Origin of the sequence: Actinophytocola sp., from assembly GCF_035942955.1 — a bacterium.
Taxonomy (GTDB): Bacteria; Actinomycetota; Actinomycetes; order Mycobacteriales; family Pseudonocardiaceae; genus DASYTH01.
This window is the reverse complement of sequence record NZ_DASZCQ010000038.1, coordinates 1-10424: the sequence shown is the minus strand read 5'-3', so window position 1 is coordinate 10424 and position 10424 is coordinate 1. Positions and strand designations below refer to the sequence as shown.

The 10424-nt window shown below is 70.4% G+C and carries 14 protein-coding genes and 1 pseudogene; 12 read left to right on the top strand and 3 right to left on the bottom strand.

What is annotated here, in order from left to right:
- The 5 genes and pseudogenes from VGX25_RS03315 to VGX25_RS03295 all read left to right on the top strand — a co-directional run.
- Window positions 1-192: pseudogene (locus VGX25_RS03315) on the top strand (ATP-dependent helicase); the annotation flags it as partial.
- Window positions 193-359: 167 nt separating this feature from the next.
- Window positions 360-1487 carry a sugar ABC transporter substrate-binding protein gene (locus VGX25_RS03310; RefSeq protein ID WP_326916068.1) on the top strand — a complete coding sequence of 376 codons (1128 nt, stop codon included), beginning with the start codon at window positions 360-362 and terminating at the stop codon, window positions 1485-1487.
- A gap of 74 nt (window positions 1488-1561) precedes the next feature.
- A complete protein-coding gene (locus VGX25_RS03305; RefSeq protein WP_326916067.1) occupies window positions 1562-2335 on the top strand; it encodes an ATP-binding cassette domain-containing protein in 774 nt (257 codons plus the stop codon).
- A gap of 16 nt (window positions 2336-2351) precedes the next feature.
- Window positions 2352-3809 (top strand): sugar ABC transporter permease, encoded by a 1458-nt coding sequence (locus tag VGX25_RS03300; protein ID WP_326916066.1) that lies wholly within the window; start codon window positions 2352-2354, stop codon window positions 3807-3809.
- Window positions 3810-3835: 26 nt separating this feature from the next.
- The gene (locus VGX25_RS03295) at window positions 3836-5011 is read left to right on the top strand and encodes an ROK family protein (protein WP_326916065.1); all 1176 of its coding nucleotides are present in this window, start codon (window positions 3836-3838) and stop codon (window positions 5009-5011) included.
- Between the two features lies 1 nt (window position 5012).
- Here VGX25_RS03295 and VGX25_RS03290 read toward each other — a convergent pair whose 3' ends face one another.
- Both VGX25_RS03290 and VGX25_RS03285 read right to left on the bottom strand, forming a co-directional pair.
- Window positions 5013-5189, bottom strand: coding sequence for a DUF7455 domain-containing protein (locus VGX25_RS03290; RefSeq protein WP_326916064.1), 177 nt, complete (start codon window positions 5187-5189; stop codon window positions 5013-5015).
- 166 nt (window positions 5190-5355) lie between these two features.
- Window positions 5356-5535 carry a DUF7455 domain-containing protein gene (locus VGX25_RS03285; RefSeq protein WP_326916063.1) on the bottom strand — a complete coding sequence of 60 codons (180 nt, stop codon included), beginning with the start codon at window positions 5533-5535 and terminating at the stop codon, window positions 5356-5358.
- A gap of 276 nt (window positions 5536-5811) precedes the next feature.
- Between VGX25_RS03285 and VGX25_RS03280 the strand changes: the two genes are divergently transcribed.
- The 4 genes from VGX25_RS03280 (at window position 5812) to VGX25_RS03265 (ending at window position 9054) form a co-directional block, all read left to right on the top strand.
- Window positions 5812-6588 (top strand): EamA family transporter, encoded by a 777-nt coding sequence (locus VGX25_RS03280; RefSeq protein ID WP_326916070.1) that lies wholly within the window; start codon window positions 5812-5814, stop codon window positions 6586-6588.
- Window positions 6589-6962: 374 nt separating this feature from the next.
- Window positions 6963-7151 carry a hypothetical protein gene (locus tag VGX25_RS03275; RefSeq protein WP_326916062.1) on the top strand — a complete coding sequence of 63 codons (189 nt, stop codon included), beginning with the start codon at window positions 6963-6965 and terminating at the stop codon, window positions 7149-7151.
- Between the two features lie 209 nt (window positions 7152-7360).
- Window positions 7361-7708: a hypothetical protein gene (locus VGX25_RS03270; RefSeq protein WP_326916061.1), complete on the top strand. Its 348-nt coding sequence runs from the start codon at window positions 7361-7363 to the stop codon at window positions 7706-7708.
- A 98-nt stretch (window positions 7709-7806) separates the two neighbouring features.
- On the top strand, window positions 7807-9054 hold the full coding sequence (locus VGX25_RS03265; protein ID WP_326916060.1) for a helix-turn-helix transcriptional regulator: 1248 nt from the start codon (window positions 7807-7809) through the stop codon (window positions 9052-9054).
- A gap of 83 nt (window positions 9055-9137) precedes the next feature.
- Here the strand turns inward: VGX25_RS03265 and VGX25_RS03260 are convergent, their stop codons facing one another.
- A complete protein-coding gene (locus tag VGX25_RS03260) occupies window positions 9138-9392 on the bottom strand; it encodes a winged helix-turn-helix domain-containing protein (RefSeq protein WP_414635707.1) in 255 nt (84 codons plus the stop codon).
- A 163-nt stretch (window positions 9393-9555) separates the two neighbouring features.
- Between VGX25_RS03260 and VGX25_RS03255 the strand changes: the two genes are divergently transcribed.
- The 3 genes from VGX25_RS03255 to VGX25_RS03245 form a co-directional block, all read left to right on the top strand.
- On the top strand, window positions 9556-9783 hold the full coding sequence (locus tag VGX25_RS03255; protein ID WP_326916059.1) for a hypothetical protein: 228 nt from the start codon (window positions 9556-9558) through the stop codon (window positions 9781-9783).
- A 253-nt stretch (window positions 9784-10036) separates the two neighbouring features.
- Window positions 10037-10213: a hypothetical protein gene (locus VGX25_RS03250; protein ID WP_326916058.1), complete on the top strand. Its 177-nt coding sequence runs from the start codon at window positions 10037-10039 to the stop codon at window positions 10211-10213.
- A partial coding sequence (locus VGX25_RS03245) for a hypothetical protein (RefSeq protein WP_326916057.1) occupies window positions 10210-10424 on the top strand: 215 nt, incomplete at its 3' end. The genes VGX25_RS03250 and VGX25_RS03245, both read left to right, overlap by 4 nt.

Genomic DNA, 10424 nt, shown 5'->3' with positions numbered 1-10424 from the left:
GTCTCGGTGGCCGAGCGCCTCGCCGGGCTGCGCAGGGAGCTCAACACCCTGGTCACCATGTACCACCACCGGACGGGCAAGCCGCACGGCGCGATCCACAACGAGCTGCGCCGGACCTGCGGCGGCCCCCCGGTCGCGATGGCCACCGCCGACCAGCTCGCCGAGCGGATCGCCACGCTGCGCAGCTGGTAGCTCCTCGTAAACGTTTTCGGGCCCGCGACCAAGGAAAATGACCGCGGGGTGTACGACCTGTTGCCAAACCGTGTCCTATCCGGACCGGCTCTGTGGCTTCCGTCGGGAGCCCTGATTGCATATGTTGTGCCCCGCAACATTTAGGCTCGGATGTGAAGGGACGACGGATGCGCAGGACAACTCTTGCCCTCCTCGCCGCGGGCGTGGGTGTCTCCCTCGCCCTGACGGCGTGTGGGGCGAACCAGGAGACGCCCAGCGGCGGCGGGCAGACCTCCAACGGTGGTGGCGCGCCGGCCGGCGGGGTCAAGGTGGGCGTGATCCTGCCAGAGACCGCGACCTCCGCGCGATGGGAGGGCTTCGACAAGCCGCTGCTCGAGGCGGCCATGCGGGCCGAGGGCCTCGACCCGGACATCCAGAACGCCCAGGGCGACGTCCAGAAGTTCACCACGCTGGCGGACGGCATGATCAGCTCCGGGGTCAAGGTGCTGGTGATGGCCTCGATCAACGCCGCGTCGGCCAACGCGATCGCGGCACGGGCCAAGCAGCGCGGCATCCCGACGATCGACTACGACCGGCTCAACCTCGGCGGCACCTCCGAGTACTACGTCTCCTTCGACAACGTGAAGGTGGGCCAGCTGCAGGGTCAGGGTCTTGCCGACGCGCTCAAGGGCAAGCAGGGCGCCCAGGTGATCGAGATCGAGGGCGCGCCGACGGACAACAACGCCACCCTGTTCCACGAGGGCCAGCAGAAGGTGCTCAAGCCGCTGTACGACTCCGGCGCGCTGAAGCTGGTGCAGAGCCAGCCGATCGACGACTGGAACAACCAGAAGGGCGGCACCGTCTTCGAGCAGATCCTCACCGGCAACGGCGGCAAGGTCGACGGCGTCGTCGCGGCCAACGACGGGCTTGCCGGCGCGGTGATCACCGTGCTGAAGAAGAACGGCCTCAACGGCAAGGTTCCGGTGACCGGGCAGGACGCCACTCCGGACGGGCTCAAGGCGATCCTCGCCGGCGACCAGTACATGACCGTCTACAAGCCGATCAAGCAGGAGGCCGAGGCGGCGGCGAAGCTCGCGGCGGCCCTCGCCAAGGGTGACAAGGCCGCGGCCGACGCGCTGGCCAAGGACACCGTGCACGACCCGACCGGCAACCGCGACGTGAAGTCCGTGCTCCGCGAGCCGCAGCTGATCACGAAGAACGAGGTCAAGAACGTGATCGCGGACGGCTTCGTCAAGGCGAGCGAGATCTGCACCGGCAACCTGGCCGCGATCTGCACCGAGCTCGGCATCTCCTGATTCCCAACTGATGGCCGGACTGCCGCACGCAATGCAGAATGCGTGCGGCAGTCCCGCGGGAGGAGCACAGTGACGTGAGTGAGCCCATTCTCGAGCTGACCGGGGTGAACAAGAGCTTCGGCCCGGTGCACGTGCTGCACGACGTGGACTTCACGGTCCGGGCCGGTGAGGTCACCGCCCTGGTTGGCGACAACGGGGCCGGCAAGTCGACGTTGATCAAGTGCGTCGCCGGCATCTACCCGATCGACTCGGGCACCGTGCTGTTCCGGGGCGAGCCGGCGCACATCCACGGCCCGCGCGACGCCGCCCAGCTCGGCATCGAGGTCGTCTACCAGGACCTGGCGCTGGCCGACAACCTCGACATCGTGCAGAACATGTTCCTCGGCCGGGAGCGCGGCCCACAGTGGCTGCTGGACGAGGCGAGCATGGAGAAGTCCGCCCGCGAGACGCTCGCCGCGCTTGCCGTGCGGACGGTGAAGTCGGTGCGCACGCCGGTGGCCGCGCTGTCCGGCGGGCAGCGGCAGACCGTCGCGATCGCCAAGGCGGTGCTCTGGGAGAGCAAGGTGGTGCTGCTCGACGAGCCGACCGCCGCGCTCGGCGTCGCGCAGACCCGCCAGGTGCTCGACCTGGTGCGCCGGCTGGCCGAGCAGGGCCTCGGCGTCGTGCTGATCAGCCACAACCTGGCCGACGTGTTCGAGGTGGCCGACCGCATCGCCACGCTCTACCTCGGCCGGATGGTCGCCGAGGTGCCGGCCAAGGACGTCACCCACGGCCAGGTCGTCGAGTTGATCACCGCCGGCCGGTCCGGCGACCTCGGGTTGGCCCGGCCCGAGACCGTCACCATCTGACCCGCAAGGACGATTCATGACCGATACTCCGACCACGCCGACCAAGAACCCCGGCGCGTCGCCGGGCGGCGTGATCTCCGACTTCGGCATCGACACCACCGCCCAGTCCACCGGCGAGGTGGTCCGCGACTACTTCGGCCGGCTGCGCGGCGGCGAGCTCGGCTCGCTGCCCGCCGTGCTCGGGTTGATCGTGCTGGTGCTGGTGTTCTGGTTGGCCGACGAGCCGCGCGACATCGACACGTTCATGACCCTGGACAACATGGCCAACCTGCTCCCGCAGTCGGCCGGCAAGATGATCATCGCCATGGGTCTGGTGTACGTGCTGCTGCTGGGCGAGATCGACCTGTCCGCGGGCACCGCGTCCGGGGTCTGTGCCTCCGTGATGGCCATGCACTACGTGCGGGGCGGCAACCTGCTCGGCGGCATGGGCAGCACGGTGTTCTACGTGTTCGTCGGCGGGATGGTGGTGGCCGCCGCGCTCGCGGTGCTCATGCGGATCTGGGCCGGGGCCGCGCTGAGCCTGATCGCCGTGATCATCGCGCTGTCCGGTGTCGGGCCCAACGCGTGGGCGGAGATGGCGCTCGCGGTGTGCATCGGCGGTGCGATCGGCTGCATCACCGGCTTCCTGGTGGCCAACATCGGCATGCCGTCGTTCGTGGTGACGCTGGCCCTGTTCATCACGTGGCAGGGCGTGATCCTGCAGTTCATCGGGCAGGGCGGCGTGTTCGGGATCTCCACCCAGAACACGCTCAACGACGTCGCCAACGGCAACCTGTCGGTCCTGGCGAGCTGGCTGCTGTGCCTCGTCGCCGCCGGCGGGTACGCGGCGGTGGTGCTCGGCGAGCACTTCATGCGGCTGCGGCGCGGCCTGGTCACCCGGCCGACGCCGGTGGTGGTGTTCAAAGTGGGCGTGGTCGCCGCGCTCGCCGTTGCCGCCACGTACGCGCTGACCATCAACCGGTCGCCCAACCCGGACCTGGTCACCATCGAGGGCATTCCCTACGTGGTCCCGATCGTGCTGGTGCTGCTGGTCGCCGGCACCTACGTGCTGAACCGGACCAGGTACGGGCGCTACATCTACGCGGTCGGCGGCAACACCGAGGCGGCACGGCGCGCCGGTGTGAACGTCAAGAAGATCCGGGCCAGCGTGTTCGTGATCAGCACGGCGGTGGCCGCGGTGGGCGCCATCGTCTACTCGTCCAAGGTCGGCTCGGTCGACCCGCAGGCCGGTGGCGGCAACACACTGCTGTTCGCGGTCGGCGCCGCGGTCATCGGCGGGACCTCGCTGTTCGGCGGCCGGGGCAAGGTCGTGCACGCCGTGATCGGCGGCCTGGTGCTGGCCGTCGTGGAGAACGGGCTCGGTCTGCTCAGGCAGCCGGCCGCGGTAGTCAACATCATCACCGGGCTGGTCCTGCTGCTCGCGGCGACCGTCGACGCCCTGTCCCGCCGCCGTGCGGCCGTCGACGCCGGTTAGGTGGCCCCGCAGGTAGGGGGTGAGGGGTGACCAGCACGCCGACCGCGGGCGCGCGGCCCGACGAGGTGCGCCGGCACAACCGCACCGTCCTCTTGCGACGGTTGCACGTCGGCGGCCCGTGCACGAGGGCGTCGCTGGCCACCGAGCTGGGCCTCAACCGCAGCACGATCAAGGCGCTGGTCGACGGCCTCGCCGAGTCCGGCGTGGTCGAGGAGCGGGTGCCGCGGCTGCGCAGCGGCGCCGGGCGGCCGTCGCTGCTGGTCCTGCCGCAGCCGCACGCCGCCGTGGTGCTGGCCGTGGACATCCGGGTCGAGCAGGTGGCCATCGCGCTGGTCGGCCTCGGCGGCGAGCTGCTCGGGCGCAACAGCTGGAACCTGCGCGGCCGGGCCGCCCACCCGGACGAGGTGATCACTCACGTGATCGAGTCGACCCGGCTGCTGGTCGCCGAGCTCGGCGTCGACATGGTCGGCGCCGGGGTCTCGGTGCCCGGCGTGGTGCGCCGCTCCGACGGCCTTGTGCACGAGGCGCCCAACCTGCACTGGAAGGACGTCCCGATGGGCGAGCGGCTCGGCGCCCTGCTCGGCACGCCGATCATGGTCGGCAACGACGCCGAGCTGGCCGCGCTCGCCGAGCACCTGCGCGGCGTGGCCCGCGGCGCGACGGACGCCGTCTACGTCTCGGCCGACGTCGGCGTCGGCGGAGGCGTGATCTCCGGCGGGTCCGCGCTGCGCGGAAATGCCGGCTACATCGGGGAGATCGGCCACATGGTGGTCCGGCCCAAGGGCCGCGCCTGCTACTGCGGCAACCACGGCTGCTGGGAGACCGAGGTCGGCGAGCCGGCCCTGTGCCGGGTGCTCGACCTGCCCGAGGGCGCCCCGCGCGGCGTCGTCGTCGCCGAGCTGCGCGCCATGTCCACCCGCCCCACCCCGATGCCCGCGCCGCTCGCCGAGCTGATCGAATGGCTCACCCTCGGCCTGGTCAACGTCGTCAACGTGCTTGGCCCGGAGCTGGTCGTGCTCGGTGACCTGTTCACCGCGCTGCCCGCGTGGCTGGTGGCCGAGGTGGGTCAGGAGGTCCGCCGCCGCAGCCTGGTCAGCCGCGCGGTCGGCGGCACCCGGATCGTCGCCTCCACCCTCGGCGCCGACGCCAAGCTCATCGGCGCCGCGGAGCTGGCCTTCGAACCCGTCCTCGACGCGGTCTGATCTAAGCGTGCTGGAGCCGGGCGGCCAGCTGCACGAGGCGGGCGCTGTGCTTGCGGGCGTGGTGGCCGCAGAACAGCAGCTCGCCGCCGGACTGGAGGATCACGCGGACCTGCGCGGTGTTGGGGCACCGGTCGCAGCGGTCGGCGACCAGCTCGGGACGGGTGAGCGTCGGTGTCATGGCGGTTCTCCCTCCGTCCCCGGGCGCCGTTGCCCGGCCGGTCCCCGATACCTGTTACTTCAATGAACGGGCGGCGCACCGTTGCGGTTCACATCTGGGCGCGGTCCGGATGAACGAACGGGCGGGATCCGGTGTGGATCCCGCCCGTTCGTCGTGGTCGGTGGTGTCAGGTCGCCACGACCTCGGCGGCCAACTCGATCAGCCGGGCGTTGTGCTTGCGGGCGTGGTGGCCGCAGAACAGGAGCTCGCCTCCGGACTGGAGGATCACGCGTACCTGCGCGGCGGCGCCACAGCGGTCGCAGCGGTCGGCGGCGGTCAGCTCGGGGCGGGTGAGCGTTGGTGTCATGGCAGTTCTCCCTCCGTCCCGGGTGCCGGTCGCCCGGCCCCTCGTGCGGCACGACCACTGGACCGGTTGGCCGGTGCTCGTACCTCCACTCTTCCAGACGTCCGTCCACTCGTCAGTGTTCCCGCGCCCAAATGAGATCAGGCTTTCACCGGGTTTAACCCGAATGCCGCAGTTCCAATCCCGGCGGGCAGGATCCCTCCAGTGGGGCTCGCCCAAGGCTCGATACGCGGACGCAACGTGCCCGCGCCGCTGCTGTTCGTGGCCGGCGGCCTGTCGATGTACCTCGGCGCCGCCATCGCCGTCCGGCTGTTTGCCGAAGTCAGCCCGGCCGCGGTGACCTGGTTGCGCCAGCTCGGCGCCGCGCTCGTGCTGCTGGCCTGGCGTCGCCCCCCACGCACCGCTTGGCGCGGCCGAGCGTTCTGGCTCGCCGCCACCTTCGGCCTCGTCACCGCCGGGATGAACCTCGCCTTCTACGAGTCCATCGCCCGCCTCCCGCTGGGCACAGCGGTGGCCCTCGAGTTCGCCGGCCCGGTCGCCGTGGCCGCCGTCAGCTCCCGGACCAGGCGCGATGTGGCCGCACTGGTCCTCGTCGCGTGCGGCGTCCTTCTCATCGCCGACGTCCGCTGGTCCGGCAGTCCCCTCGGCGTCGTGTTCGCTTTAAGCGCAGCGGCACTCTGGGCCGCCTACATCCTGTTGGGCAAGCGAGTCGCGGTCGGCGTCGGGCTCGACGGCCTGGCCGTCGGATTCGCCGTCGCCACCGTGGCCCTGTCACCGCTCGCCCTCGGCACCGGCCCCGCCTGGGCATCGCCCCGCCTGCTGCTCCTCGGCATCGGCGTCGGCGTACTGGCCACCGCCATCCCCTACGCCCTCGACCAGGTGGTCCTCCGCCGCGACGTCAACCGCGCCACCTTCGCCGTCCTCCTCGCCCTGCTCCCGGTCACCGCCACCCTGACCGGCGTCGTGCTCCTCGCCCAGACCCCCACCCTCCCCGAGGCGATCGGCATCCTCGCCGTCGTCACCGGCATCGCCCTGCCCACCCCCGAGCCGCGCTGACCGGAATCCCGGGCGTGTCCCGCCCTCGCGCAGCCGTGTTACGCCTTCGCGCAGGTACGCCTCACGCCACCCCAGACCAACCGCCGCCCGGCAACGCCAAGCAACCACCCAGCCAACTCAACCGCCCACACACGTCCCCCGGCCCCCTCCGGAGACCCCCGATCACTCCAGATAGTCCCGGACTATTCGCTGGTCAGACGGTGTAGCGACGCAGGTCGGTACTGAGAACCAACGAGCGGATGGGTTGCAATACCCTTGAATGACCGGGCGGCGCCTTCCTCGCTGAGCCACCAGGAAGGCCCCGTCCCGTGAACCGTACCCGCCAGCTTCTCGCCCTGATCGGCGAAGCCTGCTCCCTACTATGGAGCGCCGTATTGCTAATCGTCGTCTGCGCCACGCTCGGCTGGATGGGGTGGCGCGTCCACTGGGCGATCCTCGGCGAGGGTCGGCCGGGCCTGGCCACGATCGTGATGCTCGGCGTGGTCGTCCTGATCTGCAGCATCGTCGTCGCCTGGTGCGTGGCGAAGGTCCGGCGGAACGAGTCGACCAGACATCCGCGATGACCCACCCGGCCCCCGTAACGGTTCCCATCCACCGCACGACCCCATCACGTCACCACGCTCACGGCGGCGGGTCCGTCATCCAAGGAGCCCCGATGTCTTACCCTCAGCAGCCACACCAGCCCGGATTCCAGCAATGGCCGACGCCCCCGCCGCCACCAATCCAACCCGCGTGGGCGGGTGGCCAGCCACCGCATTGGCAGCCGGCGGCGGTGCCGCCGCGCAGGAACCGCGCCTGGCTGTGGGTGGCGCTCCTGGTCGCCATCGTCGCCGGGATCATTGCGCTCGTCGTCGCCCTGACCGCCGGTGACAACGTCCCCGAGCCCATCAGCCGCGCCGAGCTCATGGCCGAGTACGCCAGGATCAACCCCATCGACGAGTCGGCCACCCCAGACAAGGTGGACGACACCGCGCGAACGGCCTGCAACCTGCTAAACCAGGGCACCACCACCGACGCGTTGATCTCGTCGGTCACCGACGTCTACCAGTCCAATGCCACCGCCGTGGTCCGCTTGCTGGTGTCGTACGGGTGCCCTCAGTACCTGAAGGACTTCAAGTAGCTTCGGTACCCTGGGCGCATACCTCTTCGCGGAGGACCGCCCCCGGCTGATCACCGGGGGCACGCGAAGAGGCCGACTCCGCGGAGAAGGTTGGACCGATGCCTGGCGCACCCAAACCGCGCCCAGAGCCATCCGAGATTGGGCGTCGAGCCCGCGCTATCCGTCGGCGTCGCGGACTGAGTTTGGACGCCGCCGCTGGCCTGGCCGGGATCTCCAAGCCATACCTGTCATTGCTCGAGCGCGGCATGCGCGGTTTCGATCGCCGCGGGCTGCTCGAGGACCTCGCTCGGGCGCTCGGCTGCTCGGTCGTAGACCTGACCGGGCAGCCGTACCCGCCCGGCGACCCGGACAGTGCCGAGGCTCTGGCCACGCTCCCGGGGATCTCCGTCGCGCTGCACGACGCGACCCTCGGTGACGTGCCGGACATGCCGGCGCGACCAGTCGACGAGTTGGCGGCCTGGGCGGCGCGGGCGAACGAGCACACCGCGCATAGCTGCTACTCAGCAGCCGGTCGGGAGTTGGGCGCGCTACTGGCGGAGCTGCACATACAGGCGGTCACCGGCAACGGCGACATCCGACGCGCCGCGCTGATCGCGCTCGTCGAGGCGTGCTTCGTCGCCTCGGGCGTCGCGCGAGCGCTCGGGAATCCAGACCTGGCGGTCGCCGCAGCCCGCCGAGCTGAGGACGCCGCACGCCGACTCGATGACCCTGCGCTGTCCGCGTTCGCGGCCATGACGAGCACCAGCGCGTTGAGCCGACTCGGCGCGCGACACCGCGCGCAGCTCGTGGCTGTCGCCGCACTGGCGGACGTCGAGCGCGCCGCCGACCCGACAGCGCCGGACACGTCGCCAGCCGAGGCCGCCGGGATGCTGCACCTGTCGTCGGCTCAGATGGCAGCCAAGGACCAGCGTGCGGATCAAGCCCGCGCGCACCTCGATGCGGCGCGGGAGCTGGCCGAGCGCACCGGGGAGCGGAACCGGCTGTGGTTCAGCTTCGGCCCGGCCAACGTGCGCGCCTGGTCGCTGTCGATCGCGGTCGAGCTCGGCAATGGCCCAGGGCTTGCCGAGCAGATTGAGGCAACGCCCGGCTACGACGAGAGCCTGGCGACCAGGGATCGGCGCGCAGCGCTCCACTTCGACATCGCGCGCGGTTACGGTCAGGCCGGAGGCGCGCGGGACACCGCGGCGTTGCGGCACCTGGATCTCGCCGATCGGATCGCCCCACAGCGGATCCGGCACGACCCAGTGGCGCGGGAACTGCTGCACGAATTGGATATGCGGGCTCGGTTGCGCGCATGGGAGCTGGACAGCCTGAAGAGCCGACTCGGCATGGTTGACAAGTTGTAAACGGCTGATTAGCCCAAGCGTATATCGTCACTTCCCGCAATGGGAGGTGACAGCTAGTGAGTTCCGTCGCATGGCGGACCGAGCTACGGCTCGACCACGAAGGTCCCCTTGAACGGGACCGTCACGACGGTGCCGCGCTCCCGCAGCAAGCGCGTGGCGCGCCGCGCGGTGCTCACGGACACTCCGTACTCCTCGGCCAGGTCCCGCTCGGCGGGCAACCGGCCACCAGGAGTGAAGTCCCCGGCTTCAATGCGGGCGGTGATGTGGTCAGCCATGGCAACGTAGACGTAGCCGGGGCTGGCGGCGGCCGCTTCGACATCGAACCTAGGGACCTTCACCAGAGCACCGTAGGTAGCCGTACCGCACCGGAACGCGATACGACGCACCGCAGTGCTCTGCAGTGCTCTGCACAGCTAACCAGCGCAACGTTTGCCCGCATGACAGATGGGGCACTCCGGGCCGCATCCGCAGGTGCTGGCCACCGAGTAGGCGGCGAGTGCGATGTCTAACCGGCAGATCAAAGTCAATGTCCACCGGGTGGTCAACGAAGGCTCCGACCCCGCGGCAATCACTTTGGGGCTCGACGACGAGGGCTACATCGTCATGTCGGTCCCCGCCCCCGGCTCCTGCAAGCTCGACCCAGAAACCGAGTCGCCCGACCTGCGCGAGCAGTTGATCCTGCTCGAGATGCTCGCCCAGCGACGACGCGCCAGGCGTGATCAGCGATGACCAGGCCTGCTCGGCGGCGAGGAGCGGTCAGCACCAAGCCGAAGCCGGTCGGCGCGGACCTGTTGCGGCTGTTTGGCCCGTGGCTGGAAGGGGTTGAGCTGGCCGCCGGGAGGTGCCTGTTGGCCGACAGGCCGGTGCCGACGCGGCTGTTCGGCGAGCGATGCGGTGAACGCGGCTGCCCGTCGGTGATCTGTGGGCCCACCGAGGCACTCCTGGACGCCCGCATGGCCGATCACCGCAGGCGGTGTCACCGGTGAGCACCCCGATCTACGACCAGACGAGGTCCTGGTTCAACGATCTCCGGGCCGCCGGGTGGCCGACGGTCGACCAGGACGTCACCGACAGCCGGGCCACCGGGGTGGCCCGGCCTGTGTCGGCGCCGGGCGCAGATGACCGGGCTGTGGCCGCCGGCTTGCGGGCCGGGCGATGAGGCGCGAGGACGGCCGGCTGCTGGCCCAGTTGATTCTGTTGGATCGGCAGCTGCCGGGGATCATCGAGGAGCTCCTCGCCGGGACGCTGGACGGGGCCGAGCGGGAGGCGTTGGCGTTGACGTTGACGACGATCGCCGCCCAGTTGGACCCGGACCTCCTGCTGACCGACAAGGCCACTCCGGGGGAGCCGAGCCGGGCGCAGCCGAACGC